The organism is Azorhizobium oxalatiphilum, from assembly GCF_014635325.1.
Lineage (GTDB): Bacteria > Pseudomonadota > Alphaproteobacteria > Rhizobiales > Xanthobacteraceae > Azorhizobium > Azorhizobium oxalatiphilum.
The window spans coordinates 281,021-306,459 of record NZ_BMCT01000008.1 but is presented as its reverse complement, the minus strand read 5'-3'; the positions used below and the strand labels follow the sequence as shown (position 1 = coordinate 306,459).

Here is a 25,439-nt window from a genome sequence, read left to right as displayed (position 1 = left end):
GATCCACCACCCGTTGCCGCGTGGGGCTTTCGGCCTCTTGTTAGTGAGCAATAAAAACCAGCACGGCAGCCCTTGTCGCCGGCCGGTTCGGAAGGCCGCACTCGTTACAGGAGCCGGCTCCAAAAGGCAAGCCATGGCCCCGCACCAGTTCCGCAGCGCATCCTCAAGCAGATGTGAAAGCGCCACCGGAGCGGAACCGCGCCGCCGCCCAAGTGCGTTTATACATAAGAGTTCGGAGGATTGATCATGCGCCTCGCTCACGCTTTCTCTCTTACGTCCGCTGCCGCTCTGGTTGCTGGAGGGCTCGCCCTCGCACCCGGTGCGGCATCCGCGCAGGGCTTCGCCATGGGCGCCCTGCCCCAGCCAGCCGTGGCCGCCGTATCCGGCGGCGTGGTGGAAAAGGTGCAGTGGCGACGCGGCGGCTGGGGTGGACCCGGCTGGGGCGGAGGCCCCGGCTGGCGGGGCGGCCCCGGATGGCGGGGACCGGGCTGGGGCGCACCCGGCTGGGGCCCGCGCTATTATGGCGGCGGCTGGGGTCCGCGCTACGGCTATGCACCGGCCTATTATCCGGGCTGGGGCCCCTATTACGGCGGCTATGGCTACGGCCTGGGGTACGGCGCCGGCCCCGCGCTCGCCACCGGCGTGATCATCGGCAGCGCCATGGCTGCCGCGCCGCAGACGGTCTACGTCACCCCGCAGAACGGCAACTGGTACGCCTATTGCGCCCGGAAGTACCGTTCGTTCGATCCGCGCTCCGGCACCTTCCTCGGCTATGACGGCCGCAGGCACCCCTGCACCTGACGCAGACCGGACATGACATGAAGGCGGCACGCGCCCCGCGCGGGCTGCCTTCGGCCGGTCCTGCGGTCAAGATCAAGCTTACGTGACAGCGGCAACCTTTCCGGTCAGCTAGCGTTCCTTCTTCGGAAGGAGACAATAATGACTGCACAAACAAGCGCATGGCGGCGTACCACCGCCATTGTTGCGGCCTTCGCGGTGGCGGGCTCGGTGGGCCTGCCGACGGCGGCCAGTGCGCAGGCTCTGCGCGCGGGTGCCAGCACCCTGTCCGCCGTCAACACGGGCGCATCCGCAGCCGTGGAGCAGGTCCAGTATCTGCCGCCGGCTCCCAAGGCCCCGCGCGGCTTCCGGGGGGCACCTACGCCGAACTGGCGTGGCGGCGGCCCTGCCCGCGGCTGGCGCGGCGCGGGCTGGCGCGGACCCGGCTATTACCAGCGCGGCTGGGGTGGCCCCGGCTGGCGGGGTCCCGGCTATTACGGCCCGCGCTATTATAATTACGGCTATCGCGACAATAGCGGTGCGGTGGCGGCCGGCATCATCGGCGGGCTCGCCGTCGGCGCGATCGCGGCCGGTGCCGCGCAGCAGAACGCCAACAACCGGGCGGCCTATTGCGCGCAGCGCTATCGGTCCTACGACCCGCGCAGCGGCACGTATCTCGGTTATGACGGCCTGCGCCATCCCTGCTGACCGCACCGGATAGGCCAGACAAAAGGAAACGGCCCGCCTCTTCCGAGACGGGCCGTTTTCATGTGCGGACCCTGTTCACGGCGGCACTGCGGCCGCCACGGCACACCCGAGCATCAGCGCGGGGCGAGGATCATGATCATCTGGCGGCCTTCGAGCATGGGCTCGGCTTCCACCTTGGCGATGGTCGAGACTTCTTCCTTCAGCTTCTGGAGAAGCTTGTAGCCGATGTCCTGATGCGCCATCTCACGACCACGGAAGCGCAGAGTGACCTTCACCTTGTCGCCTTCCTCGAAGAAACGCAGCATGGCGCGCATCTTCACGTCATAGTCGTGGGTGTCGATGCCCGGTCGAAGCTTGATTTCCTTGACCTCGACCACCTTCTGCTTCTTGCGCGCCTCGCTGGCCTTCTTCTGGTTCTGGTATTTGAACCGGCCAAAATCGAGGATCTTGCAGACGGGCGGCTGCGAGTTGGGGGCGATCTCCACCAGATCGAGCCCGGCCTCCTGCGCCAGCAACAAAGCGTCGCGGGTGGCCAGAACGCCACGATTCTGCCCATCCTGGTCGATGAGCTGGACTTCGCGGATGCGGATATCTTCGTTGACGCGCGGGCCATCTTTCTCCGGCGCGACGGGTCTCATAGGGCGGCGAATGGCGGCAAACTCCTCTTGCCATTGATCTTCTGCCCAAAGAGCCGGGCCTCGGCGGCTGCTGAAAGCCGCGGGCAGGTCTCGACACCGAAGGGCGAGCGCAGAAGATCGTGATAAACGTCGCCTAAGTCAATGACCTTCGGGCTTTTCGCGCGCATCTGCGACGTGCTTTTTGATGTGCGGTGCAACCGGCCAAAGTTCGGCCGCCTTCCCCACTCATGGCACAATGAGGGGCGAACATGCACGAATCACGCGATCCGGCTTATGGATCACGCCTATTCGTTTGAACGGACACGGACATCCGCATGCGCCCGCGCCCAGCTTCCCCGGCCTCATTCGCGGTCCGCGCTGCCCTCACGGCGGTGCTCGCGGCGCTGCCGCTCGCCGCTGCCCGCGCCGACGGCAAGCTCACGGCCCGATACACGCTGAGCGTCGCCGGCGTGGAGGTGGGGCGCGCCAACATCGCGGTCGAGGCCACCGACACCACCTACCAGATCGCCGGTACGGGCCGGGTGTCGGGCATCGCGCGTGCCCTCTCCAGCGGCAAGGGCAGCGCCGCCGCCAAGGGCGCCTTCAGCGTCTCCAAGGTGAACCCCTCCGTGTTCGCCATGTCGGCGGAAGCGGACGGCAAGCCGGAATCCATCCGCCTCGGCATCGTCGGCAACGTGGCCAAGGAGGTGGAGGTCGAACCCAAGCCCAAGCCCATGCCCGACCGCATCGAGGTGACGGACGCCCACCTCGCCAATGTGGTGGATCCCATGTCGGGGGCCTTCGTCTATGTGCCGGGCACGGTGGACATGGCCTCGGCCGCCGCCTGCGACCGCACCATTCCGGTGTTCGACGGCCGCCAGCGCTACGATGTCACGCTCTCCTATCTGCGCACCGAGCAGGTGAAGGCCGGCAAGACCTATGCCGGCCCCGCCGTGGTGTGCCGGGCCAGCTACTTCCCCGTGGCCGGCCACCGCCCGACCCGCTCCACCGTCAAATACATGACGGAGAACAAGGAGATGTTCGTCTGGCTGGTGCCCATCGCCGGCACCCGCATGATGGCCCCGTTCAAGGTCTCCATCGCCACCATGATCGGCACCGCCGTGCTGGAGGCCAGCAGCTTCGAGACCGAGGCCAAGGGCAAGACCGTGCCCGTGAACGCCGCCCCCAAGCCCTGATCCGCCCCGCCGTCAGGACAGCCGCGGAGGAACGCCTTCCCTTCGCGCATGCAGCACAAATAGTTCTGCGCGTTTTTGCACTTTGGTCCCATCATAAGCTGCGGCTTGAAGATGGGGTGCATCCATGTTCGACGTCACAACTCTGGTCGGCTTTCACACCTGGCTCAGCCTGATCGCCATCGCCTCCGGCGTGGTGGTGGTGGTGGGCCTGCTCCGGTCCCGCACCATGACAGGCTGGTCGGACCTGTTCCTGGCCACCGCCTTCGGCACCAGCGCAACCGGATTTCTCTTTCCCTTCAACGGCCTGCTACCCTCGCACATCACCGGAATGGTGGCGCTTCTTGTGCTCGCGCTCACCGGGCCTGCCCGTTACTCCTGCCATCTGGAGGGGGCGTGGCGCTGGATCTATGCGGCGGGTGTGGTGGCCAGCCTCTATCTTCTGGTGTTCGTGGGCGTGGCGCAGGCCTTCGGCAAGATCCCGGCGCTACACGCGCTGGCGCCGACCCAGTCCGAAGCCCCCTTCGCCATCGCGCAACTGGTGGTGCTGGTCCTGTTCATCGTCCTCGGCATCAAGGCCGCCCGCGCTTTCCATCCGCCGGAGACCCTGCCGGACCTGCGGCCGGCCGGCTTCCACTGAGGGGCTCCCCCGTCAGCGCAGAAGCGGGATGTGGGGCGCCGCGGTGAGCGGGAGGATGCCGCTCAGGCGGGGATCATCGAGCACTTCCACCATGCGGGCATAGGGCCTGAAGCCGGTGCGCTGGTAGAAGGCCAGCGCGGCGGGGTGGTCGAGGTGGCAGGTGTGCAGCCACAGCCGCGCGATGGGACGGGACCAGGCCAGTTCCAGCGCCCGGTGCATCATGTGGCGGCCGAGGCCGCTGCCGGTGAAGGCCGGCGCAATGCCGAAGAAGGCGATCTCGCACGCGTCCGGCTCGCGGAAATCCAGTTCGAGAATGCCGGCGGGCGCGCCGCCGGACCTGAGCACATGCACCTCCACGCGCGGGTCGTGGAGGATGGCGATGAGTTCGTCGTCGCCCATGACCAGCCGCGAGGACCAGAGCCAGTCCTCGCCCACCAGCCGATAAAGCTGCCGATAGGCCGCAGGCGCGGGCGCCGCCTCGTGCTCCAGCGTCACGCCGGGCGGAAGCGCGACGGCCCCCGGCACCGGCCTCTCCGTCATGTCGAGACAGGTCACTACGGTGGCGAGCTGGCCGGCGGTGACGGGCGAATAGCCCTCCGGCACGGACGGGTTCCGCGAGGAGGTGATGCTCATGCCCGCGCGCCGGCCTGCTTCTGCGCCAGCCGCGCGAGGAAGCGGTCGGCGTCGATCACATAACGCTCGTGATAGCCCGCGCAGATGGCATCGGCCTCATCCCGGCAGCTCACCTTGAAGCGCAGCTTGCGGCCTTCCACGGCGATCAGTTCCACCTGCGCGGTCACGGTCATGCCCACCGGCGTCGCCGCATCGTGGCTGAGGTCCACATGCACGCCGACGGTCTTCTCGCCGGGCGCGAGATGGGGTTTGAGCGCCTCGATGCAGGCCCATTCGACGAAGCCCACGAGGAAGGCGGTGGCGAACACCGGCGGCATGTCGGAGAAGCTGGTGAAGGCCTGCGAGACCGCTGGCACCGTGAGCCGCTCATCCACCCGCAGGGACTGGGTATGGGTCAGGCCGGGTTGCAGGGTGTCGAGCGGCATGTGTCCTCCTGTGGCGCATTGGCCTTATGGTTCATGGGCCTTATGGTTATGGGGCGTCCTACAGCCGGTCGCGCAAGGCGTAATAGCTGAGGCCCGCCACCAGCAGCGGGTAGCGCATCAGCGGCCCGCCGGGAAAGGCGGGGACGGGGAAGCGCGAGAGCACGTCCAGGCGCGCCATGTCGCCCGCCACCGCCTCTGCGAGGATCTTGCCGAACAGCGGCGCCAGCAGCACGCCCTGTCCGCTGTAGCCCGCCGCCACCAGCACCCGCTCCGAGAGCCGGCGGACGAAGGGATTGCGGCTCATGGTCAGGCCCAGCAGGCCGCCCCAGCCGAAATCGATGCGTACATCGGCGAGCTGCGGGAAGATGCGCAGCATGTAGGGCCGCACGAACTCCGGGATGTTGGAGCGCAGCCCCGGCCGGTAGCTCTCGCCGCCGCCGAACAGCAGGCGTTTGTCCGGGGAGAGGCGAAAATAGTTCACCACGAAGCGGCTGTCGGCCACCGCCGCATTGTTGGTGATCAGCGCCGCGCCCCGCTCCCCCAATGGCTCGGTGGCGGCGATGTAATTGGCGATGGACATCACATGAGCGTCCACCCGCCGGTCGAGCCCATCCATGAGGCCGTCACCGCATTCCAGCAGGCGGTCGGCGGTCAGCGTATGGCCGCCCGAAGTGCGGATGCGCACGCCGCTCGCATCCTCGGCAAAGGACAGCGCCCGCGTGCCCTCGAAAAGCCGCGCTCCCGCGCCCGCCGCCGCGCCGGCAAGGCCGAAGGCGAGCTTCAGCGGGTGGAGATGCCCGCCGCCTTTATCCAGCGTGCCGCCGTGATAGGCGTCCGAGGCCACCAGCGCCCGCACCTCCTCGCGGGAGAGCGGGGTGATGTCCTGATAGCCATAGGCGTCCCGCAGGTGGCGGGCATAGGCATGGTCCTCTTCCACCAGCGCCGGCTTGTGGGCGGCATGGATGAGGCCGTCGGTCCAGTCGCACTCTATGCTGTGGTCGATGACGAGGGCACGCAGCAGGCTTTTGGCCTCCTGCGCCAGTTCCCACATCTTGCGGGCATCCTCGCGGCCCACGGCACCCTCCAGATAGGACTGGTCGCGCCGCTGGCCGGTGTGGATCTGCCCGCCGTTGCGGCCCGAGGCGCCGGCCCCCACGCGGCCGGCCTCCAGTAGCACCACGTCCACCCCCGCCCGCGCCAGATGCAGCGCGGCGGACAGCCCCGTATAGCCGCCGCCGACGATGGCGACGTCCGCGCGGATATCGGCTTTCAGCGGCGAAAAGGCCGGCGGGATGCCGGCCGTCGCCGCATACCAGGAGGCGGGGTGGGACGGATGGGGATCGGGAGAGGTCACGGCAGGCTCACACGTTGAGCAGCAGATATTCCCGTTCCCATGGCGAGATCACCCGCATGAAGGTCTCGAACTCCGCCCGCTTCACCGCCGCATAGGTGGTGACGAAGCGCCGGCCCAGAACCTCGCCCAGTTCCTCGCACTCGGCGAATTCCGCCACCGCTTCCAGCAGGCCGCGCGGCAGATCGAACGGCTTGTCCTTGGCATCGCCTTCCAGCGGCTCGGTGGGGCGCAGCCCCTGCGAGATGCCGAGATAGCCGCAGGCCAGTGATGCGGCGATGACCAGATAGGGATTGGCGTCGGACGAGGGCACGCGGTTCTCCACCCGCCGGGCGTCGGGCAGCGAGGGCGGCACGCGCAGGCCGGCGGTGCGGTTGTCATAGCCCCACTGGACATTGATGGGGGCCATGGAATCGGGGGTGAGACGCCGGTAGGAATTCACATAAGGCGCCAGGATGCACAGCACCGCCGGCAGATATTTCTGTTGCCCGGCGATGAAGGAGAAGAACTCCGGCGTCGGATCTCCGTCCGCATCCGAGAAGATGTTCTTGCCCGTCTTGGTATCGATCACCGACTGGTGGATGTGCATGGCGCTGCCCGGCTCGTTGGCGATGGGCTTGGCCATGAAGGTGGCGTAGATCTTGTGGGCGAGCGCCGCCTCGCGGATGGTACGCTTGAAGGCGAACACCTGATCCGCAAGCATCAACGGGTCGCCGTGACGCAGGTTGATCTCCATCTGCGCCGCGCCGTCCTCATGGATCAGCGTGTCGATCTCCAGCCCCTGCGCTTCCGAGTAATCATAGATGTCCTCGAACAGGGCATCGAACTCGTTCACCGCCTGGATGGAATAGGACTGGCGGCCGATCTCCGGCCGGCCGGAGCGGCCCACGGGCGGCTTCAGCGGATAGTCGGGATCGGTGTTGGGCTCCACCAGATAGAATTCGATCTCGGGCGCCACCACCGGGGTCCAGCCGTGCTTGGCATAGAGCGAGAGCACGTTCTTCAGCACCTGCCGGGGGGCTTCCTCCACCGGGCGGCCGTCGCGGTGATAGGCGTCATGCACCACCTGCGCGGTGGGATCCTGCGCCCAGGGCACGGTGCAGAGCGTGGAGAAATCCGGCTCCAGCACGAGATCGCTGTCGGCCACCACCGAATCCACGAGACCGTCATAGTCGGGATATTCGCCCGAGATGGTCTGGAAGAAGACCGACAGCGGCAGATTCATCACCGGCGAGGAGAAGAATTTCGAGGCCGGCATGATTTTGCCGCGCGCAACGCCCGCCAGATCCGGCACCGTGCATTCGATCTCGGTGATGCCGCGCGCCGCCATCCAGGCCTTGGCCTCCGCGAGGGTCTTGACGCCGCGGGGCGAGGAGATGGCGCTGTCCGCCTTTGGCGCCTTGGCGGCTGCCTTGCTGCCGCTCGTCTTGCCCGTATTCGCCTTCGCCGTACTTGCCTTGCTGCGCTTGGCCATGAAGCCCCCGGGAGACGGGACCGTCCGGGGTCCGGACGGCGGCACCGTCTCATCTGTTTCGCAGGACCGCTGACCCCGGCGCGGATCGCCGATGGCGCGGGCGGTTCCTGGGCACGGCCGCCGTGCTCACGCAGGGAACACCTGCCCCACGGGCGGTGTCAACGCGCGAGACCGTGTCCCGCACAGGCGCCTGCCCGGCTGAGTCCGAACAGAGTCCAGAACAGGAACAGAACGAAGCAAGGTCGAATCGAGAGATTCAGATATTCTTGCTTTGTTCCGATTGCGTCACCGGGACCAGCGGAAAGGGCGCACGGCCCTTTCCCGTCCCAATGAAGGTGGAGCGATCCTCAGGCCGCGCGCACGCAGCTGAGGAAGGTCTCCACCGAGCGGCCGAGAAGCTGGGCGCGTTCGGAGAGGTTCACCGCCAGCGTCTGCACCTGCGCCACATGCCCGCCGTTGGTGGCAACCGAGGCCTGCACGCCGTCGATGCTGGCGAACACGGTGCGCGAGCCGCCCGCCGCCTCGTCCACGCTCACCGCGATGTCGCGGCTGGCATGGCCCTGCCCCACGGCGGCATCCGCCACCTCGCGGGCCAGCAGGTTCATGTTGCGGATGGTCTCGCCGATGAGGCCCACCGCCTTGGAGGTGCCGCGGCTGGCGTCCTGGATGTTGGCGATCTCTTCCGTCACCTGCTGGGTGGCGCGGGCGGTCTGCTCGGCCAGCGCCTTCACTTCGCTGGCGACCACGGAGAAGCCGCGCCCCTTGTCGCCGGCACGGGCCGCCTCGATGGTGGCATTGAGCGCCAGCAGATTGGTCTGCTCGGCGATGGAGGCGATGACGCTGACCACGTCGCTGATCTTGCCCACGGCGGCCACCAGCTGGTTGGCCGCCTGCCCGGTCTGCTCGGTCTCGGTGAGGGCCGCCTGCGCGATCTCGCTGGTGGTGCGGATGCGGTTGCCGATCTCGTCCGCCGAGTCCGACAGATGGCGGGCGCTGCCGGAGATGGAGTCCACCGCGCGGGCGGCGGCGGCAGCGGCGTCGGACGCCGCCTTGGCCCGTTCCTGCGTGGCGCTGGTGGCATCCGCCATGGAGCCGGCGGCGGAATTCATCTTCTCGGAAGCCTCGGCCACCGCGCTCATCATGGCGTTGGCTTCTTCCTCGAAGGCGCGGGCCGCTTCTTCCAGATGCTCGGCGCGGGCATGGTCGGCGGCGGAGCGGGCGAGAAGGGCGGCATCCTGCTCGCGCTTCTCCAGCAGCGCCTGACGGAACACCGCGATGGCCTGCGCCATCTCGCCGATCTCGTCCTTGCGGCCGGTGAAGGGCACCTCCACCTCAAGATTGTTGGCGGCGAGTGCTGCGGTGGTGGTTTTGAGGCCCGCCAGCGGACGCTGGATCTGGCGCGAGGTCAGCCAGCCGGCGACGATCAGCACCATGAGGAGGCCCACCGCCGGCACGGCGATGAGGGCCACCTGCGCATCGGCGCGGGAGTCGGCGACGATGGTCCGGGTGCGCTCCAGCCCCGCCAGCACCTCGTTGCCCAGCGCGGTGATGGTGGAGACCATCTGCTCGCGGCTGCGGATGGTGGGCTCCTCGTTGGCCTGGAGCAGCGCGGCGGCGGGCGAGATCATCAGGCCGAGCTGGGCGGTGTCTTCCTGATAGGCGATGAATTCGTTGATCTGCGCCGACAGCCGGGCGCGGCGCATGTCGTCGAGCTGGGCGCCGAGCGCCTCGAAGAAGGGCTCGCGCTGTGCCGCCACGGTCTTCAGGGCGTTCTGCAAGCCTTCCAGCTTGGCGCGGGCGGCGTCCTTGTCCTTGGCCGTATAGACCGCGTTGGCCGCCACCACCGCGTGCTCGATGGAGCGCGCCAGCGTCTGTGCCTGAAGGGCGCCGTTCCAGATCTTCTCGATCTCTTCCGCCCGGTTCTGCTCCAGCGCGATCTGCCAGTAGCCGAAGCCGGACACCGCCAGTGTCAGCAGGCTCAACAGTCCAAGCACCAATCCCAGCTTGCGCCCAATGGTTGAGCGGATGGCAAAACGGGGGCGTGAAAACAGGCGCATGGGGGCAATCCGGGGCAGCACAAAGTTAAATGTACCTGCCCCGCACTGCTTGACAGTCAGATGACGCCAATCCGGCAAACCACCTATACATACCTCCAACAGCAAACTGTCGGAGGATATTTTTGAATTGTCGGCGATCCGGCCAAAAAGTTACTACTTCCCGTCGATGAGTTTGCGCGCCTCACCCACCGCTTGCAGGCACCCCTTTTCATCGCCGGCCGCCTGCAGGTTCTGGGCCTTGTTGAGCGCCTCCGCAGCACCGCTGTCCGGCTGCTTCACGCCGGCGGCGGCGACCGAGCCGGGGGTCGGCTGCTGGTCGGTCTGGGCGGCGACGCTCTGGCGGTCGCTGGGGCTGGAACTGGCGGTGGCGGACGCCGGCAGCTGCTTCTGCAGGACAACGATCTGCTCCAGACAGGACTGCGCGGCGGCGGGGCTCACGGCCGCCCCCATGCCGGCCGCCAGCGCCACGGCCGCGCACAGGCCGGCGGGAGACATCACCTTGGACATGACCTTCTTCATTTCCTGGCTCCGTTTGCCGAAACCCCGCAGCCCCCACGATACGATAGGCCCGCGCGCCGGGATTCGGATGTTGCCCCGAGTAGACCACATCTGTCCGCCATGTCAGCCCGCCACGTCAGTCCCTCGCGGGGCGGCACCAAGAGGCGACGCCAAGAGAGGCGGCGTCCAACTTCGACAGAGCAGCCGCACAACAGAACGAGCACCGGATGCAGCCTGATCCCGATACACCCTATGGCCCGATGGAAACCGTGTACCGGCTGGAGGTGGAGCTGGCCGCCGATCCCAGGCAGGTGGAGCTGACGCAAGCCCTCACGCAAAATCCCGACCGGCCGCACATGGGGCTGGCGGGGCGGCACGGGCTCTATGCCTCCGACACGTGGTGGGACAGCGTGCGCAGCGGCCGCATGCCGCTTGAGACGATCTCCGGCATCATCGTGCGGGCCTATCGCGCGGGACAGGACAATTCAGGCCCGCCGAACACCGTCGAGGTCGAGACCGCAAGCGGCGCCCGCGAGACGGTGGGCATTCATGTGAACCACCGCAGGGACCGGCGCCGCTTCCTGCCGGGCCGCGCGGTGCGGATCGTCTATGCGCTCGACGAACTGAAGCCGCTGGCCGCCGTCGCCTGCAAGGAGACCCATTGCAGGATCGCCCTGACCATGGCGGTCACGCCCGAGCCGGCAGCCGCCGGCTGACACCGGAGGCCGGCGTTCCGGAAGGTCCGGCGCCTCCTCCGCGCACGAGAGGTTGCAGCGCGGCTTGATACGCGCTCAGATATCGGCATTTTTATACCGCATTGTATCTTGGCCTTAAGCAGACGGTCATTCTCGGCAGAATATATGCAAGCTATGTGGCTCGATCCGTCCACCATGTTCACCGCTCTGATGGCCACCATGGTGGTGAGCGGTCTGGCTTTGCTGTGGAGCTGGTGGCGCAGCCGGGCGGAATTCAGCCTGGCCTGGGCGGGCACGGCGCTGATCGCCGCCTGCCTCGGGGTCGCACTCTATTCGCGCAAGATCCCCTTGCCCGACAGCCTGCATCAGGCGGTGGGGCCGGCCATGCTGATCTGGGCCACCGCCGGCATGCTGGCCAGCGCCCGTGCCTTCAATGAACGGTCCACGCCCTGGCTCGCCATGACGCTGGCGCCCGCCGTCTGGGTGCTGTTCTGGCTGAGCCCGGCGTTCGGCCTCTGGCCGCCGCTCAGGGGCCTGTTCGCCTTCTCCGTCTTCGCTGTCCTGCTGCTCGCGGCGGCGAACGAATTCCGCCATGGCGCGCCGCTCGCGGGGCGCAAGCCGCTGGCGCTGCTCATCGCCGTGCACGCGGTGGTGCTGCTGCTGCGCATCCCCGTCCTGCTGGAGATCATCCCGCCCGGGGCCCTGCCGCTACAGGGGCCATGGATCGGCATGATGCTGCTGGAACCCATGGTGATGGTGCATCTGTTCGCCATCCTGCTGATCGCCCTCACCAAGGAGCGGCTGGAGGCGCAGCTGCGACGGACGGCGGAGACCGATCCCCTCACCGGCCTCTTCAACCGGCGCGCTTTCTTCGATCAGGGCAGCGCGCGCCTCGCGGCGTGCGAGCGCCTGGGAAAACCCATGGCGGTGGTGATCTTCGACCTCGACGGCTTCAAGGCGGTGAACGACACCCACGGCCATGCGGCCGGTGATGCGGTGCTGATCGCCTTCGCCACGGCGGCGGCGCCCTGCATCGCCATGGGCGGCATCGTGGGGCGGATCGGCGGCGAGGAATTCGCCCTCGCCCTGCCGGCCTGCGGCGGGCTGGAGGCGACGGACACCGCCCGCCGCCTGATGACGCGCTTCACCTATCATGCAAAGCAGGTGAAGGGGCTGGGCCTTGCCTGCACCACATCCGGCGGCCTCGCGGTGACGGCGGATGGCCGCAGTTCGCTCGACGCCCTTCTCGGCGCCGCCGACCACGCCCTCTATGCGGCCAAGCGCGAGGGCGACGACCTGCTGCACATCGCCGTGCCGCAGGACTGGCCCGCGACGGCGGCGGCCTGAGGGATCAGTGGGCGGGCGCCGCGCCCGCGCCGGCCTTCGGCTTGTGCACCAGCAGCACCAGGAAGGCGGCGCAGGAGATGAACACCGCGATGCCGAGGAAGATGTCGGAGAAGGCCATCACCAGCCCCTGCTGCCGCACCATGGCGGCGAGCTGCTTGGTGGCGGCCAGCTCCGCGTCGGAGCCGAGCCGGGCCTGAAAGCCCGCCGTCATGTTGTTCAGCGTCTCCAGCGCCGCCGGGCGGGACCAGGTTACGCTGTCCCGCAGCCGGGCCATGTGCAGGTCCCAGCGGCTGTTCAGCACGGTGTTGATGACCGCCAGCCCCACCGCGCCGCCGAGGTTGCGCATCAGGTTGAACAGGCCCGAGGCATTCTTCAGCTGCGAGGGCGGAAGCGTACCGAGCGCCACCGTATTGATGGGCACCATGCACATCATCAGCGCCGCGCCGCGCAGCAGCTGCGGCCACATCAGCTCGTAGAAGCCCCAGTCCTTGGTGATGGGCAGCAGTTCCACGGTGGAGATGATGAAGGTCACGAAGCCCACGCCGATGACGAGGCGCGGATCGAGCTTGCGGCCGAGGATGCCGACGATGGGCGCGAAGACGAACATGGCCGCGCCGGTGACGAACACCGTCTCGCCGATCTGCAACGCATTGAAGCCGCGCACCCGCGCAAGAAACAGCGGATAGAGATAGGTGAGGCCGTAGAGCACCGTGCCCAGCATGAAGGTGAGCACGGACCCCACCGCGAAGTTGCGGTCCTTGTAGGCTTTCAGATCCACCACCGGCTGCTCGGCGGTGAACGCCCGCCAGAAGAAGACCACTGCGCCGATGACCACCAGAACGGCGAAGAAGGTGATGGTCTCCGACTGGAACCAGTCGTCCTTCTCGCCCTCTTCCAGCACATATTCGAGGCTGCCGAGGAACACCGCCATGGCGGTGAGGCCGGCGAAGTCGAACTTCCGCAGCAGATGCCATTCCGGCTTGTCGAAATCCACCAGGAACCAGCACAGCAGCGTGGCGGCGATGCCCGGCGGCACGTTGATGAGGAACAGCCAGTGCCAGGACAGGGCATCGGTGAGATAGCCGCCCACCGTCGGGCCGATGGTGGGGGCGAGCGTGACCACGAGGCCGACCAGCGCCATCACCGGCGGCTGGTAGCGCTTGGGGAAGATCGTATAGGCCGCCGCGAACGCGGTCGGGATCATGCCGCCGCCGATGAAGCCCTGCACCGCGCGATAGAAGATCAGCTGGTCGATGGAGGTGGCGGTGGCGCACAACAGGCTGGCGAGGGTGAAGCCGGCCGAGGACAGCGCGAACAGATAGCGCGTGGACATGGCCCGGGCGAGGAAGCCCGAGAGCGGGATCATCACCACCTCGGCGATGAGGTAGGACGTCTGCACCCACGAGATCTCATCCGCCGAGGCGGAGACGCCGGCCTGGATCTCGGACAAGGAGGACGAAACGATCTGGATATCCAGGATCGCCATGAACATGCCGAAGACCAGCGCCAGGAAGGCGACGACCCGGCGGCCCGTCAGCTGCGGTTCGGCGGGGGCCCCCGCCGTGGAGGGGCCGGCCATCAGCGTGCCTCGGCGGTACGGCTCGGCTGGGAGTCGCTACGGGTGTCCACGGTGGCGATGACGGACAGGCCGGGGCGGAACACGCCCGAGGCCAGCGCATCGGCCGGCACGCGGACCCGCACGGGCACGCGCTGCACGATCTTGGTGAAGTTGCCGGTGGCGTTCTCCGGCGGCAGCAGGCTGAACACCTGGCCGGCGGCGGGCGCGATGCTCTCCACCGTGCCGGTGATGGGATGGGCCGGATCGGTGTCGAGGCTCAGTTCCACCTTCTGGCCGGGGCGCAGGTCGCGGATCTGGGTTTCCTTGAAATTGGCATCCACATAGGAGCCGTTGTCCGGCACCAGGGCGGCAAGGCGCTTGCCCGCCGTCACATAGTCGCCGACCTCGACAGCCTTGTTGCCGATGATGCCGGAGAAGGGCGCGCGGATCTGGGTGGCGTCGAGATCGAGCTGGGCCTTGGCGAGGGCGGCAACCAGTTCCTTGCGGCTGCCCTCGGCTTCCGCCTTCTGGGCCTGCACCACATCGAGATTGGCGATGGCCGAAGCCACGGCGGCCTGCGCGGCGACGGTGGCGGCAGCCGCCTTGTCGCGATCGGCGCGGGCCAGATCCAGCGACTGCTGGCTGGCGAAGGCGTTGGTGGCCAGCTTCTGGGTGCGGGCGAAATCGGCGCCGGTGCGGGCCTCGTCCGCCTCGGCGGACTTCTGCTGCGCCCTGGTCTGCTCGATGGTCGCCTGCTGGGCGGCCACCTGCTTGCCGAGACGGGCGATGGTGGCATCCTGCGTGGCCACCTTGGCCGACGCCTGATCCACCGCCACCCGATAGTCGCTGTCATCGAGCTTCACCAGCAGGTCGCCGGCATTCACATGGCGGTTGGCCACCAGCGGCGCGGAGGCGATGTAGCCGGAGATCTTCGGCGCCACGAGCGCGATGTCCGCGCCCACATAGGCATTGTCGGTGGAAACCATGAAGCGGCCCACCGTCCAGTAATGATAGCCCCACACCGCGACACCGGCGATCGCCACCACCGCCACGGCTCCGAGGATCAGGCGCTTCCTGCCGCGCGGCTTCTCGGCCGAGGCGGCCGGAGCGGGGGCATCGGCGCGGGTGTCCCGGGCGGGTGCCTCGGCGACACGCAGGCGCGTCGGCTCGGAGGAGGACGGAGAGGAAGCCGGATCGGACGGCGTCTTGCCAGTGGCGGACATCAGCTTGTTCTTTGCTAAGGGGGCGCTCGCGCCGGGGACCGGGAAAGAAATGAGGGAGAAGAGCGGGGGCGGTTGCTCTTCTCCCTCAACGCCGGTCAATGCATCAGGTTGCGGATCCGATGCCTGACCGAACGGTTCGGTCACGTTGGCATTGACTTACGCCACCAAAAGGCACACTTCAAGAGAGAACCGAACGGTTCGGTCAAAATATTTTCGCGATGCGGGAGATGGGACGCCCCGACGTTGCGGCACTGGAGGCTTGCGAAATGCCGCCGGTGAAAGGAAAAGCATCATGAAGGAGATTTCGAGATTGACCGTTCCCCTGACCAAGGACACCCCGACCGGCGGCGCCGGGCAGGACCCTGAGAAGCGCCGGCAGATTCTCACGGGTGCCCGAGAGGTGTTTCTCGAACGGGGGTTCGACGCCGCCAGCATGGGCGATATCTCCCGTGCGGCCGGGGTGTCGAAGGGGACGCTCTACGTCTATTTCCAGGACAAGGTGGACCTGTTCGCCTCCCTCGTGACCGCCGAATGCGACGAGACGGCCGAGCGCCTGTTCGTGCTCGACGCTGCCGAGCCGGACGTGGAGGCCGCCCTCACCAAGCTCGGCATGTCCTTCCTGGAGGCCATGATGCGGCCAAGCCATGTGGCGACCGTGCGCATGGTCATCGCCACGGCGGAGAAATTCCCCGAGATCGGCAAGCGCTTTCTGGAGGCCGGCCCGCGCTCCGGCACCCGGCGGCTGTCCGCCTTCCTGATGGCCAAGGTGGCGCAGGGCCAGTTGCAGATCGAGGATACGGACACGGCGGCAAGCCAGTATCTGTCGCTGGCCAAGGACACCATCCTCGCCCCGGTGCTGTTCGGCGCCGCAGACACCATCCGGCGCGAGCAGATGGAAAATGCGGTCGCGCGCGCCGTCCAGGTTTTCATGAGCGCCTATGGTGCCGGGCGCGAGCGCGTGCCCCTGAAGGTGCCCGCCTCACCCTGCCCGCTCGGCGGCTGAGCCGGACCCGACAGGCGGAACACGTCCGCCCGTCGCCCTGTCAGAGCTTGCCCGGCCTTGATTGCTCTGCAATCCAAGCCGAAAGGCAGCTCCCATCAAACACTAGGCCCGCCAGAACGGCTTTGCCGCCTCGCGACGGGCCACGCGCGGATGGATGCCCACATCCAGCAGCTGATCCGTATCCAGCTGCTTCAGCTCCCGGCGCGACCTGTAGCGCCACATCCACAGCCGCACCATTTCCGCGAGCGACCGGCGAACCACCGGCAGCGCGGCACCCGCCACCGGCGGGGCCTCCCCGACGGCACCGCGCGGCGCGGGTGCGCCGCTGCGCAGGGTGGTGCGGGCAAGGGTGTCCGGTCTCCCGGACGTGGGGCGGACGAGGGGGGCCATGGCATTTTCTCCTGAACATTGGGGCTGAATGGCCAGCCCATGGGTCGCATTCATTGCTCCGATGTGATATCGGTGCAATCAATACATTGCACTCGGAGCAATAATGTCCGACACGCTCGACATGCGCGGCGACTATCGCGCCCTCGCCGATACCCTCGCCGCCGACATCGCATCCGGCCGCCTGCCCGCCGGCACGCGCCTGCCGGCACAGCGCGATTTCGCCTATCAGCACAAGATCGCCCCCTCCACCGCCAGCCGGGTCTATGGCGAGCTGACCCGGCGCGGCCTCATCACCGGCGAGGTGGGACGGGGCAGCTATGTGCGGGCGCTGGAAGTGGCGGCCACCGGCGCGCTCGGCGAGCCGGTGGGGGCACCCGTCGATCTGCAGCTCAACTTCCCCATCCTGCCCGGACAGGATGCGGAACTGGCGCAGGTGCTGAGCCGGATGATGAAGCAGCCGACGCTCGCCGCCGCCTTCCGCCCGCTCTCCGCCGCCGCAACGCGTGAGGCGCGCGGCATCACCGCCGATTTCCTCGCCCGCGCCGGCTGGCGGCCGGATCCCGAAGGCATCGTCTTCACCGCCAACGGCCGGCAGGCCATCGCCGCCGCCTTCGCGGTCCTCGCCCCGCCCGGCGAGCGGATCGCGGTGGAGGCGCTCACCTACCCGGCGGTGAAATGGATCGCCGCCCGCCTCGGCATCACCCTCGTGCCCTTGCCCATGGACGCGCGCGGCCTGCGGCCGGATGCACTGCTCAAGGCCCATCGCGCCGCCCCGATCCGGGGCGTCTATCTCCAGCCGATCCTGCACAACCCGCTGAGCCACTCCATGGACGCCGCCCGCCGGGCGGAGATCGCCGATGTCCTCGCCTCGGAAAACCTGACGGCGGTGGAGGATGTGATCTATGGCTTCCTCAGCGAGGAGGCGCCGCTGGCCGCCATCGCCCCCGAGCACACGCTGCTGGTGGACAGCCTCTCCAAACGGGTGGCGCCGGGGCTGACGCTCGGCTTCCTGTCCGGCCCCCCCGCATGGTCGGCACGGCTGGTGTCCGCAGTGCGCACCGGCGCCTGGGCGGCCACCGGCCTGCCGCTGGCCGCCGCCCTTCAAGTGATGACGGACGGCGTGGCGGCACGACTTGTAGCCGGCAAACAGAAGGACGCGGCCGAGCGGCAGTCCCTGCTGCGCACCGTGTTCGACGCGGCCGTGCTCAAGACCGACCCGCGCTCCTACCACGCCTGGCTGGAGCTGCCCGACCACTGGCGCTCGGACGCCTTTGCCGCTGCCGCCGCCCGGCGGGGCATCGCCATCACGCCCTCGTCCGCCTTCTGCGTCACGCCCGGCCATGCCCCCAATGCGGTGCGCCTCGCCCTCTCCCCGCCGCCCTTGCCGGTGCTGCGGGACGCCCTCATCACCTTGCGCCAGATGGCCGAGACCGGCCCCATGGAAAGCGAGATCGAATGAGCCCCGCCGGCGGTGCGCAGAAGGGAGCGGCGGTATCCCGCCTGCTCTAAATCGTTTAGGATGCCGCCAAAGCCCGGTTCGATCGCCTGCGGCCGGGGATACCAAGCGGGAGGAAGCGGGCATGGATGCAGGCACGGAGGGATCCGAGCCGCAGGGCGGCGTCAGCAGCGTCGGCCGGGTGACGCTGCAACAGCTGGCGCAGGAGCTGGGCCTCTCGACGGCCACCGTCTCGCTGGCCTTGCGCGACAGCCCGGTGGTGGCGGACGCCACCCGCCACAAGGTGCTGGAAGCCGCCCGCAGCCGGGGCTACGTGGCCAATCGCGGCGCCGCCTCGCTGCGCACCGCCCGCACCAACATCGTCGGCATCGGCCTGCACGACATCATCAATCCCTCCTTCACCGAACTCCTTGCCGCGCTTGAGGACTCGCTGAGCGCAGCCGGCAAAACAGTTCTGCTGGGCGTCAGCCAGGAGGACGTGGCGCGGCAGACGCGCACCCTCGGCACGCTGGCCGAATATCGCCCTGACGCTTTCATCGTCTCCCCGGCCGCCGGCACCACCGTCAATGACCTCAGGGCCCTGGCAGCCAGCGGCATCGCCGTGGTGCAGGTGACGCGGCAGGTGGAGGGATCGGGCTTCGATTTCGCCGGCTCCGACGACGTGGCCGGCGTCGCCCTTGGCGTCGCCCATCTGGTGGAGCTGGGGCATCGGCGCATCGGCATGATCGGCTCCTTCCCCGCCGCTTCCACCGGCCGCAGCCGCCTTGCCGGCTACAAGGCGGGCCTTGCCGCCGCCGGCCTGCCCTTCGATCCCGCTTTGATCGCCGAGGGGCCGGGCCTGCGCGAGACCGGCCGGGCCGGCGTGCTCCAGCTGCTGGATTTGCCGCAGCCGCCCACCGCTGCGGTCTGCTTCAATGATCTCAACGCTTTCGGCGCCCTCATGGGCCTCCAGTCCGCGGGTCTCACCGCCGGGCGCGATTTCTCGCTGGTGGGCTATGACGACGTGAGCGAGGCGGCGCTCTGGCATCCGCCGCTGACCACCGTCTTCACCCGCATTCCCGAATACGGCGTCATCGCCGCCGGCCTCGCGCTGAAGCGGATCGCCGATCCCACCCGCCCGGTGGAGCGGGTGATGCTCACCCCCCGGCTGGTGGTGCGCGACACCACCGCCCCGCCGCCCACGGGACGGCGCTAGAACAAGGCCCGCCCTCGGGGCAATGCTGAAACCCGCGCGCGCCTCTCGCCGCCGGTTTCCGGGCGGGTATAAGGGCGGATGGACACGCACGCTTCGGACGCGCGGACGGATCGCCCGCCGCTCCCCCTCATCCCGGTCAGCGACCCCGACGATCCCCGCATCGCCGATTACCGCGACGTGCGCGAACGCGACCTCGTGGGCCGGCGCGGGCAGTTCATGGCCGAGGGCGAGGTGGTGTTGCGCCTGCTGGCCTCGCGCGGCGGGGCCGATCTCGTCTCGGTTCTGGTCTCGCAGGCCAGCCTGCCGCGCATTTCCGACGCGCTGGACCAGTTGCCGCGCCATGTGCCCATCCACGTGGCCGCGCAGCCGGTGATGGACGGCATCGTGGGCTTTCACATCCACCGGGGGATCCTCGCCATCGGCCGCGCCCGCCCGCAGCTGCCGCCCGAAACCCTGTTGGCCGGCCTGCCCGCGCGGGCGCTGGTGGTCGCGCTCATGGGCATCGCCAACCATGACAATATGGGCGGCATCTTCCGCAACGCCGCCGCCTTCGGCGCCCATGCGGTGCTGCTGGACGAGGCCTGCTGCGATCCGCTCTATCGCAAGGCGATCCGGGTTTCGGTGGGGGCCAGCCTGATCGTGCCCACCGCCCGGGCCGGAAATGCACGCGACATGCTCGGTGCAATCCGGGGCGCCGGCTTCGAATTGCTCTCGCTCAGCCCATCCGGGACGGAGCGCCTGAGCGACATTGCACCGGGCGGGCGGATGGCGGCACTGTTCGGCACCGAGGGCCCGGGCCTGCCGCCGGAGGTGCTGGCGGCCACCCGCACGGTGTCCATCCCCATGGCCCCCGGCTTCGACAGCCTGAACGTCGCCACGACCTCGGGGATCGTCCTCCACCATCTGGCAGGAGGCGGCTGAGGTCGTCTGTGGGGCGTTGACAAGCCCCGCCGCAGGGAGGGAGGCTCGCTGCGCCCTTCCCCCTCCAGCGGACGCCACCCATGCTGAAGATCTATGGCCGGCGCAACTCGTCCAATGTGCAGAAGGTCATGTGGCTGGTGGGGGAACTCGACCTGCCCCATGAGCATATTCCCGCCGGCGGCCCCTTCGGGCTCAACGACACGCCGGAATTCCGCGCCGTCAATCCGCACGGCAAGGTGCCGGTGATCGACCATGACGGGTGCACCATCTGGGAATCCCACACCATCCTGCGCTATCTCGCCGCCACCTTCGGCGCCCCCGCCTTCTGGCCGCAGGATGCCGGCGAGCGCTCGCTGGCCGACCGCTGGATGGACTGGGCGCTGGCCAGCCTCAACCACGCCTTCATCAATGAGGTGTTCTGGACCTTCTACCGCACGCCCGAGGCCCAGCGGGACTGGCCGCGCATCAAGCGTGGCCTTGCCGCCTGCGAAGCGCACATGACCCTGCTCGACCGCTGGCTGGCGGATCGGCCCTTCATGATCGGTAGCTCACTGAGTCCTGCGGACATCGCCGTGGGCACGCCGCTCTATCGGTATTTCAACATCGACATCGAGCGCCCGCCCCTGCCGAACGTGGAGGCCTATTATGCCCGGCTCACCACGCGTCCGGCCTATGCCGGGCACGTCATGGTGGACTTCGCCGACCTCTACGGGCGCCAGAGCTTCTGAAGCCGGCGCGGGCGGCAATGGTGACAACCGGGGACCGACGGGACGGAAATGGTAGCAGCGGGCGGACTTGAACCGCCGACCTCCGGGTTATGAATCCGGCGCTCTTACCAACTGAGCTACGCTGCCCCGTGCGTCCTGCGCGAATGCGCCAGCGCCCCGAGAGGTGCGCATATACGAGCCCGCCCCCACGGGTGTCAAGAAAGCGCTGCGCCTATCCAGAAGATGACGCTTTCCAAAGGTGGAAATGGCCGCCCCATCCTTGCCCCGGTGTCGCCCATCTGTCTGGCCATGGTCCGCGCGCGGCGCACCCCGCCGGGGGGGCCGCGCGACATAATGGCAACGGAGCACAGGCATGAGCGGTATCGGCGAAGAGCATAGGCACGTGATCCACACCACCGTGTGGTCCGGCTTCTTCGGTCCGAACGACATGGAAGAGCTGATCGAGGATTTCGTGCTGGACGAGCCGGAGCTCGACCCCGAGGCGCTGCAGGCCGAGGTGGAAGCGGAGATGGCCCGCAAGGCCAAGGCCGAGCGCGAATGGCCCTCCGTCACCGATTGCGATCGGCTGGATGCCGCCTTCGAGGCCCTGCCCGAGGCGAAGATCCTCGCCTTGCACAATGCCGGCTACACCATGTCCGACGGCCATTCGGACGCCGCCGAGGCGCTGGCGCAGCAGCCGGCCGGCACCTATCAGGGCTATTGCTTCTACCATACGCAGGACATCGAGACCGCGCTGGAAGCCCGGCAGCTCTTCATCGCCTTCGATCATGTGGACGGCGACGTGCCGGAAAAGAAAGCCATCGGCGAACGCCTCTTCGCCGCTCTGAAGGCCGCCGGGCTCAAGCCGGACTGGGACGGCGATCCCGGCCGCCGCATCGAGCTGAAGGAGTTTTCCTGGCGCCGCCGCTTCGTGGAGGGCGACACCCTCTGGGGGTGAGCGCCCTTCCGATATCAGCCTGCGGCGGGACGCACGCGCCCGCCGCAGGCGTGAGGGCTATTCGGTGGGCGAGAGCTGCTCCGCTCCGGCGGACGCCTGCTCATCGGCCAGAAGCTCCGGCTGCGCCGGCCATTCCAGGGCCACCTGCACATCCAGCGCCCCGAACAGGCCGACCTCGCCATTCAGCCCCACCGGCGTCTTCGCGCCGAGGAAGGCGAAGGGATAGGTCGCCAGATGCGCTTCCAGCACATATTGGACCAGCGCGTCCTTGTTGATCTCCGCCGGCAGCGTCTCAGACACCCATGCCGGTGGATAGCCGGACCCATCGGCCCAGTGCCCCCAGCCGCCGGTGAACACCACCTGCGGCACCGCCGGCGCATAGTAGTCCGTCTTGCCGCTCTGATAGCCCGCCCGCTGTCGCAGGAGGAAAACCGCGCCGTCGGTTGCCGCGCCGAACGCCAGCGGCGTCAGCGGAATGCCACCCTCGTAGAAGATCTTGAAGGGCTTGCTGATCGCCGCAATCACCACGCCGTTGAGATGATCCCAGGCCCGGGGCACCACATCATTCACATTGGCGTAGTTGGAGTTCCATTGCGTGAAGAGGGCCGTGCCACCCTGCTTGCCGCCCGGCGTGTAGGCGGGGATGGGCTTCGGGCGATAGGCCTGCGTGAACAGATTGGCGAGGCCCTCATTGCCCGGCGTGGGGCCGGCGGTCGGGAGGATGTGGACATTCTGCCAGCGCGACGCGGAGGGCTGCGGATAGAGCAGGAGCGCCAGCGTGGGCGACAGGGCGCCGCCGAGGCTGTGGCCGGTGAAGATCAGCGTTGCGGCCTCATCCTCCACCGTCTTCAGGAACGCCTGCAACGTCACCGGCGTGTCGGGGCTGGTGATGCTGGTGGCCTTGAACGCGAACAGGTTGTCCAACCCCTCCGAGGTGCCCTCGGCCAGGGCCGGCGCGGTCTTCGCCGGGTTTGCGAGGAGGGTCCAGGTCAGCTTGGTCGGATCCTGCGCATTCTGAGCCGGCGGCCATGCCTTCATGTGCGCGGGATTGACGTCCAGATCCTGGAACAGCAGGGCATTGAAGCCGATCGGATTGGTGCCGGCGATGGCCACAACATAGGTCTTCAGGCCTGCGCTATAGGCCGCGAACATCGTGTTGGTGGCGCCCTTGTTGAGCGGGGCCTCGAACACGGCAGGCCCCCAGGCGACCTTCCAGTCCGGCGTGCCGCCGGCCGTGGGCGCGGTCAGGCACTGATAGTCCGGGCTCGGCGTATTCAGCAGGCCGAAGAATGTGCCCTGCGCGCCACCGGGCACGCCCACATACTCCTGAATCTGCTTGGTGAGCTCAGCCTGGCTGCCCTTCTGTCCGAACAGGATGTTCGAGGCCAGGCTGAGCATGAACACGCTCTGGGGAAGGGCGAAGGGTGACAGGTTTGCGCTGTCCGCGGACGCGGATGTGGCATCGTTTGGCAATGTCGACTCCCAATGCTTGCGGTTGAAAAAAGTAAAGATGCAATTGCAGGGATAGTAGTACCGCGTCCATGTGACGTTGGGAAGTCGCTACCTCAGCAAGATGTAATCCCCCACCGCCCACAACGCCCTGTGGGCACGGCCGCCCCGCCGCGCGATGACGGCTTCCGCGCGCCCGCGCGCAATGCCACTGTCCGGCCATGTACGCCGTTTCGCCCCCGCCCGAGCCTCTATCCACCCGCCCGCCCGCCTCGCGCCGGGCGGTGATCGGCTGGGTGCTGTTCGATCCGGCCTGCCAGCCCTTCTTCAGCGTCGTCACCACCTTCATCTTCGGCCCCTACTTCGTCTCCGCCGTGATGCACGATCCGGCGCAGGGACAGGCCGCCTGGGGATTTGCCACCGGGCTCGCCGGGCTCGTCATCGCGCTTGCCTCCCCGGTGCTCGGCGCCATTGCGGACGCGGGCGGGCGGCGCAAGCCGTGGATCGCCGTGTGCGGCGTGATGCTGACGCTCGGCAGCGCCGCTTTGTGGTTCGCCCTGCCGGGAGACGAGAGCCGGGCGCCGCTCATCCTCGCCGCCTTCGCACTGGCCACCATCGGGGCGGAATGCGCCGTCACCTTCAACAACGCCATGATGCCCGGCCTCGTACCGCCGGAGCGGCTGGGCCGCCTGTCCGGACTGGGGTGGGCAGCGGGCTATGCGGGCGGGCTGATCGCGCTGGCCCTCGTGCTGGCCCTGTTCGCCACCAACGCGGAGACCGGGCTCACCCTGCTCGGCCACCCGCCCGCCTTCGGGCTCGATGCGGCGCTAAGGGAGGGGGACCGCATCGCCGGGCCGCTCAGCGCGTTGTGGTTCGTGGTGCTGGTGCTGCCCATGTTCCTGTTCACGCCGGACCGGCCGCGCGGCCTGCCGCTGGCCGCCGCCGTGCGCAGCGGCGTGAAGGATATCGCCCGCCTGTTCGCACGCCTGAAGGGGGAGCCGAACCTCGCCCGCTTCCTGCTCGCCAACATGGTCTACAATGACGGACTGGTGGGCCTGTTCGCGCTCGGTGGCATCTATGCGGCGGGCACCTTCGGCTGGGGCTCGGTGGAGATCGGCACCTTCGGCATATTGCTGCTCATCTCCGGCATCTTCGGCGCGCTCGCCGGCGGCTTTCTGGATGATGTGATCGGCGGGCGGCGGGTGGTGCTGCTTTGCCTCGGCGCGCTCACCTTCGCGGCGCTGGGCATTCTCAGCCTGTCGAAGGATGCGCTGCTGTTCGGCCTCGTGCCCACGGCGCCGGGCAGCGGCCTGTTCGGCACCGCGCCGGAAAAGGCCTATCTGGGGCTAGGGCTGATCATCGGCCTCGTCGCCGGGCCGCTGCAGGCGGCCTCGCGCACCCTGCTCGCCCGTCTCGCGCCTCCGGAGCATCTGACCGAATATTTCGGCCTGTTCTCCTTGTCCGGCCGCCTCACCTCCTTCGCCGCGCCCATGCTGGTGGCGCTGGTGACGGCGCTGGCCGCCAGCCAGAAGGCGGGCATCGCCGTGCTGGTGGTGTTCTTCGCGCTGGGCGCCGTGCTGCTGAAGGGCGTGCGCACACCGGGGCGCTGAGGGGATCGGGGATCGGCGGCAGGGCTTCCAAAGCCCCGACAGGACCGCGATCGTCCTCCTGCCGTCCGACACCTGAAGGAAGCTGGCGACTGAACCGCCTCACCCCTGCCCGGGCGTCCAGTCCGGCGGGGCGAGCTGGAAGCCGGAGAACAGGAAGGCGGGGGCCACCGTGCAGCCCACCAGGGTCCAGTCGCCCAGCGTTTCCGCCGCCTGCCAGACGAAGGGCGGCACTACGCCCTGCGGCTGCTGACCGGCCGCCAGATCGATGCCGAGCGTGAGCGTCCGGGCTGCCTCGCCATCATTGGCCAGATGCAGTGCCAGCGGGGCACCGGCATAGTGGTGCCAGGTCTCGCTGGCATCCACCCGATGCCAGTGCGAGCGCTCATCCGCCTTCAGCAGGAAATAGATGGCGGTGGAGGCAGCGCGCGTGCCCTCCGGCGCCATGTCGCGGAAGGTCTCGCGATAATGGCCGCCCTCCGGATGGGGCTGGAGGTCGAGCGCCGCGATCACCTCGTCCGCGGAGAGGGTGGAAAGGTCGGCCATGACAGGCCCCT

The 25,439-nt window shown here is 68.4% G+C and carries 26 protein-coding genes and 1 tRNA gene; 13 read left to right on the top strand and 14 right to left on the bottom strand.

All coding sequences use genetic code 11. From position 1 onward, the window contains the following. Positions 1-246: 246 nt before the first annotated feature. Both IEW24_RS23285 and IEW24_RS23280 read left to right on the top strand, forming a co-directional pair. On the top strand, positions 247-801 hold the full coding sequence (locus IEW24_RS23285; RefSeq protein ID WP_188583182.1) for a BA14K family protein: 555 nt from the start codon (positions 247-249) through the stop codon (positions 799-801). A gap of 138 nt (positions 802-939) precedes the next feature. Then, complete coding sequence (locus tag IEW24_RS23280) at positions 940-1,485, top strand: BA14K family protein (RefSeq protein WP_373870119.1); 546 nt, start codon at positions 940-942, stop codon at positions 1,483-1,485. A 113-nt stretch (positions 1,486-1,598) separates the two neighbouring features. Here IEW24_RS23280 and infC read toward each other — a convergent pair whose 3' ends face one another. Continuing rightward, complete coding sequence (gene infC, locus IEW24_RS23275; RefSeq protein ID WP_188583180.1) at positions 1,599-2,123, bottom strand: translation initiation factor IF-3; 525 nt, start codon at positions 2,121-2,123, stop codon at positions 1,599-1,601. Continuing rightward, positions 2,120-2,290, bottom strand: a complete 171-nt coding sequence (locus IEW24_RS23270) for a hypothetical protein (protein ID WP_188583178.1) — start codon at positions 2,288-2,290, stop codon at positions 2,120-2,122. The genes infC and IEW24_RS23270 overlap by 4 nt, the downstream gene beginning before the upstream one ends. 147 nt (positions 2,291-2,437) lie before the next feature. Between IEW24_RS23270 and IEW24_RS23265 the strand changes: the two genes are divergently transcribed. Beyond that, positions 2,438-3,298: a DUF3108 domain-containing protein gene (locus tag IEW24_RS23265; protein WP_188583176.1), complete on the top strand. Its 861-nt coding sequence runs from the start codon at positions 2,438-2,440 to the stop codon at positions 3,296-3,298. A 124-nt stretch (positions 3,299-3,422) separates the two neighbouring features. Then, positions 3,423-3,935 (top strand): hypothetical protein, encoded by a 513-nt coding sequence (locus tag IEW24_RS23260; protein ID WP_188583174.1) that lies wholly within the window; start codon positions 3,423-3,425, stop codon positions 3,933-3,935. Between the two features lie 12 nt (positions 3,936-3,947). Here the strand turns inward: IEW24_RS23260 and IEW24_RS23255 are convergent, their stop codons facing one another. From IEW24_RS23255 to IEW24_RS23230, 6 genes are all read right to left on the bottom strand, one after another. After that, positions 3,948-4,568, bottom strand: coding sequence for a GNAT family N-acetyltransferase (locus tag IEW24_RS23255; protein ID WP_188583172.1), 621 nt, complete (start codon positions 4,566-4,568; stop codon positions 3,948-3,950). Continuing rightward, positions 4,565-4,993 (bottom strand): thioesterase family protein, encoded by a 429-nt coding sequence (locus IEW24_RS23250; protein ID WP_188583170.1) that lies wholly within the window; start codon positions 4,991-4,993, stop codon positions 4,565-4,567. The genes IEW24_RS23255 and IEW24_RS23250 overlap by 4 nt, the downstream gene beginning before the upstream one ends. Before the next feature lie 58 nt (positions 4,994-5,051). Next, on the bottom strand, positions 5,052-6,347 hold the full coding sequence (locus IEW24_RS23245) for an NAD(P)/FAD-dependent oxidoreductase (protein WP_188583168.1): 1,296 nt from the start codon (positions 6,345-6,347) through the stop codon (positions 5,052-5,054). A gap of 7 nt (positions 6,348-6,354) precedes the next feature. Next, positions 6,355-7,818, bottom strand: coding sequence for a glutamine synthetase family protein (locus IEW24_RS23240; RefSeq protein ID WP_188583166.1), 1,464 nt, complete (start codon positions 7,816-7,818; stop codon positions 6,355-6,357). 347 nt (positions 7,819-8,165) lie between these two features. Beyond that, complete coding sequence (locus IEW24_RS23235; RefSeq protein ID WP_188583165.1) at positions 8,166-9,875, bottom strand: methyl-accepting chemotaxis protein; 1,710 nt, start codon at positions 9,873-9,875, stop codon at positions 8,166-8,168. A gap of 153 nt (positions 9,876-10,028) precedes the next feature. After that, a complete protein-coding gene (locus tag IEW24_RS23230) occupies positions 10,029-10,394 on the bottom strand; it encodes a hypothetical protein (protein WP_188583163.1) in 366 nt (121 codons plus the stop codon). Positions 10,395-10,600: 206 nt separating this feature from the next. Between IEW24_RS23230 and IEW24_RS23225 the strand changes: the two genes are divergently transcribed. Both IEW24_RS23225 and IEW24_RS23220 read left to right on the top strand, forming a co-directional pair. Continuing rightward, positions 10,601-11,089 carry an immunity protein RhsI2 family protein gene (locus IEW24_RS23225; RefSeq protein ID WP_188583161.1) on the top strand — a complete coding sequence of 163 codons (489 nt, stop codon included), beginning with the start codon at positions 10,601-10,603 and terminating at the stop codon, positions 11,087-11,089. 144 nt (positions 11,090-11,233) lie between these two features. Further along, on the top strand, positions 11,234-12,415 hold the full coding sequence (locus IEW24_RS23220; protein WP_188583159.1) for a GGDEF domain-containing protein: 1,182 nt from the start codon (positions 11,234-11,236) through the stop codon (positions 12,413-12,415). A gap of 4 nt (positions 12,416-12,419) precedes the next feature. Here the strand turns inward: IEW24_RS23220 and IEW24_RS23215 are convergent, their stop codons facing one another. Both IEW24_RS23215 and IEW24_RS23210 read right to left on the bottom strand, forming a co-directional pair. After that, positions 12,420-13,994, bottom strand: a complete 1,575-nt coding sequence (locus IEW24_RS23215; protein ID WP_188583157.1) for a DHA2 family efflux MFS transporter permease subunit — start codon at positions 13,992-13,994, stop codon at positions 12,420-12,422. Further along, positions 13,994-15,196, bottom strand: coding sequence for an HlyD family secretion protein (locus IEW24_RS23210; RefSeq protein ID WP_188583155.1), 1,203 nt, complete (start codon positions 15,194-15,196; stop codon positions 13,994-13,996). Before IEW24_RS23210 ends, IEW24_RS23215 begins: the two co-directional genes overlap by 1 nt. Before the next feature lie 310 nt (positions 15,197-15,506). On the opposite strand from IEW24_RS23210, the gene IEW24_RS23205 reads away from it, so the two are divergent. Continuing rightward, positions 15,507-16,199, top strand: coding sequence for a TetR/AcrR family transcriptional regulator (locus tag IEW24_RS23205; protein ID WP_244644623.1), 693 nt, complete (start codon positions 15,507-15,509; stop codon positions 16,197-16,199). Positions 16,200-16,301: 102 nt separating this feature from the next. Here the strand turns inward: IEW24_RS23205 and IEW24_RS28865 are convergent, their stop codons facing one another. Then, entirely contained in the window at positions 16,302-16,589 is a 288-nt protein-coding gene (locus tag IEW24_RS28865) for a DUF1127 domain-containing protein (RefSeq protein ID WP_188583151.1), read from the bottom strand. A gap of 103 nt (positions 16,590-16,692) precedes the next feature. On the opposite strand from IEW24_RS28865, the gene IEW24_RS23195 reads away from it, so the two are divergent. The 4 genes from IEW24_RS23195 (at position 16,693) to IEW24_RS23180 (ending at position 20,889) form a co-directional block, all read left to right on the top strand. Continuing rightward, positions 16,693-18,048 (top strand): aminotransferase-like domain-containing protein, encoded by a 1,356-nt coding sequence (locus IEW24_RS23195; protein WP_244644622.1) that lies wholly within the window; start codon positions 16,693-16,695, stop codon positions 18,046-18,048. 121 nt (positions 18,049-18,169) lie between these two features. Further along, entirely contained in the window at positions 18,170-19,240 is a 1,071-nt protein-coding gene (locus IEW24_RS23190) for a LacI family DNA-binding transcriptional regulator (protein WP_188583149.1), read from the top strand. Positions 19,241-19,318: 78 nt separating this feature from the next. After that, positions 19,319-20,161, top strand: a complete 843-nt coding sequence (locus IEW24_RS23185; RefSeq protein ID WP_188583147.1) for a TrmH family RNA methyltransferase — start codon at positions 19,319-19,321, stop codon at positions 20,159-20,161. A gap of 80 nt (positions 20,162-20,241) precedes the next feature. Beyond that, entirely contained in the window at positions 20,242-20,889 is a 648-nt protein-coding gene (locus IEW24_RS23180) for a glutathione S-transferase family protein (RefSeq protein ID WP_188583146.1), read from the top strand. Between the two features lie 49 nt (positions 20,890-20,938). Here IEW24_RS23180 and IEW24_RS23175 read toward each other — a convergent pair. Further along, positions 20,939-21,015, bottom strand: a tRNA-Met gene (locus IEW24_RS23175). Positions 21,016-21,241: 226 nt separating this feature from the next. Between IEW24_RS23175 and IEW24_RS23170 the strand changes: the two genes are divergently transcribed. Next, complete coding sequence (locus IEW24_RS23170; protein WP_188583144.1) at positions 21,242-21,826, top strand: DUF6891 domain-containing protein; 585 nt, start codon at positions 21,242-21,244, stop codon at positions 21,824-21,826. A 57-nt stretch (positions 21,827-21,883) separates the two neighbouring features. On the opposite strand, the gene IEW24_RS23165 is transcribed toward IEW24_RS23170, so the two are convergent. Then, positions 21,884-23,224 (bottom strand): lipase family protein, encoded by a 1,341-nt coding sequence (locus IEW24_RS23165; RefSeq protein WP_188583142.1) that lies wholly within the window; start codon positions 23,222-23,224, stop codon positions 21,884-21,886. A gap of 272 nt (positions 23,225-23,496) precedes the next feature. On the opposite strand from IEW24_RS23165, the gene IEW24_RS23160 reads away from it, so the two are divergent. Next, positions 23,497-24,885, top strand: a complete 1,389-nt coding sequence (locus tag IEW24_RS23160; RefSeq protein ID WP_188583140.1) for an MFS transporter — start codon at positions 23,497-23,499, stop codon at positions 24,883-24,885. A 99-nt stretch (positions 24,886-24,984) separates the two neighbouring features. On the opposite strand, the gene IEW24_RS23155 is transcribed toward IEW24_RS23160, so the two are convergent. Then, positions 24,985-25,428, bottom strand: a complete 444-nt coding sequence (locus tag IEW24_RS23155) for a cupin domain-containing protein (RefSeq protein ID WP_188583138.1) — start codon at positions 25,426-25,428, stop codon at positions 24,985-24,987. Positions 25,429-25,439 lie beyond the last annotated feature (11 nt).

Excerpts from the sequence above, each read along its gene's own strand:
- IEW24_RS23285 (WP_188583182.1), top strand. The coding sequence starts at position 247 with ATGCGCCTCGCTCACGCTTTCTCTCTTACGTCCGCTGCCGCTCTGGTT.
- IEW24_RS23280 (WP_373870119.1), top strand. The coding sequence starts at position 940 with ATGACTGCACAAACAAGCGCATGGCGGCGTACCACCGCCATTGTTGCG.
- infC (WP_188583180.1), bottom strand. The coding sequence starts at position 2,123 with ATGAGACCCGTCGCGCCGGAGAAAGATGGCCCGCGCGTCAACGAAGAT.
- IEW24_RS23270 (WP_188583178.1), bottom strand. The coding sequence starts at position 2,290 with ATGCGCGCGAAAAGCCCGAAGGTCATTGACTTAGGCGACGTTTATCAC.
- IEW24_RS23265 (WP_188583176.1), top strand. The coding sequence starts at position 2,438 with ATGCGCCCGCGCCCAGCTTCCCCGGCCTCATTCGCGGTCCGCGCTGCC.
- IEW24_RS23260 (WP_188583174.1), top strand. The coding sequence starts at position 3,423 with ATGTTCGACGTCACAACTCTGGTCGGCTTTCACACCTGGCTCAGCCTG.
- IEW24_RS23255 (WP_188583172.1), bottom strand. The coding sequence starts at position 4,568 with ATGAGCATCACCTCCTCGCGGAACCCGTCCGTGCCGGAGGGCTATTCG.
- IEW24_RS23250 (WP_188583170.1), bottom strand. The coding sequence starts at position 4,993 with ATGCCGCTCGACACCCTGCAACCCGGCCTGACCCATACCCAGTCCCTG.
- IEW24_RS23240 (WP_188583166.1), bottom strand. The coding sequence starts at position 7,818 with ATGGCCAAGCGCAGCAAGGCAAGTACGGCGAAGGCGAATACGGGCAAG.
- IEW24_RS23235 (WP_188583165.1), bottom strand. The coding sequence starts at position 9,875 with ATGCGCCTGTTTTCACGCCCCCGTTTTGCCATCCGCTCAACCATTGGG.
- IEW24_RS23230 (WP_188583163.1), bottom strand. The coding sequence starts at position 10,394 with ATGAAGAAGGTCATGTCCAAGGTGATGTCTCCCGCCGGCCTGTGCGCG.
- IEW24_RS23225 (WP_188583161.1), top strand. The coding sequence starts at position 10,601 with ATGCAGCCTGATCCCGATACACCCTATGGCCCGATGGAAACCGTGTAC.
- IEW24_RS23220 (WP_188583159.1), top strand. The coding sequence starts at position 11,234 with ATGCAAGCTATGTGGCTCGATCCGTCCACCATGTTCACCGCTCTGATG.
- IEW24_RS23215 (WP_188583157.1), bottom strand. The coding sequence starts at position 13,994 with ATGGCCGGCCCCTCCACGGCGGGGGCCCCCGCCGAACCGCAGCTGACG.
- IEW24_RS23210 (WP_188583155.1), bottom strand. The coding sequence starts at position 15,196 with ATGTCCGCCACTGGCAAGACGCCGTCCGATCCGGCTTCCTCTCCGTCC.
- IEW24_RS28865 (WP_188583151.1), bottom strand. The coding sequence starts at position 16,589 with ATGGCCCCCCTCGTCCGCCCCACGTCCGGGAGACCGGACACCCTTGCC.
- IEW24_RS23195 (WP_244644622.1), top strand. The coding sequence starts at position 16,693 with ATGTCCGACACGCTCGACATGCGCGGCGACTATCGCGCCCTCGCCGAT.
- IEW24_RS23190 (WP_188583149.1), top strand. The coding sequence starts at position 18,170 with ATGGATGCAGGCACGGAGGGATCCGAGCCGCAGGGCGGCGTCAGCAGC.
- IEW24_RS23185 (WP_188583147.1), top strand. The coding sequence starts at position 19,319 with ATGGACACGCACGCTTCGGACGCGCGGACGGATCGCCCGCCGCTCCCC.
- IEW24_RS23180 (WP_188583146.1), top strand. The coding sequence starts at position 20,242 with ATGCTGAAGATCTATGGCCGGCGCAACTCGTCCAATGTGCAGAAGGTC.
- IEW24_RS23170 (WP_188583144.1), top strand. The coding sequence starts at position 21,242 with ATGAGCGGTATCGGCGAAGAGCATAGGCACGTGATCCACACCACCGTG.
- IEW24_RS23165 (WP_188583142.1), bottom strand. The coding sequence starts at position 23,224 with ATGCTCAGCCTGGCCTCGAACATCCTGTTCGGACAGAAGGGCAGCCAG.
- IEW24_RS23160 (WP_188583140.1), top strand. The coding sequence starts at position 23,497 with ATGTACGCCGTTTCGCCCCCGCCCGAGCCTCTATCCACCCGCCCGCCC.
- IEW24_RS23155 (WP_188583138.1), bottom strand. The coding sequence starts at position 25,428 with ATGGCCGACCTTTCCACCCTCTCCGCGGACGAGGTGATCGCGGCGCTC.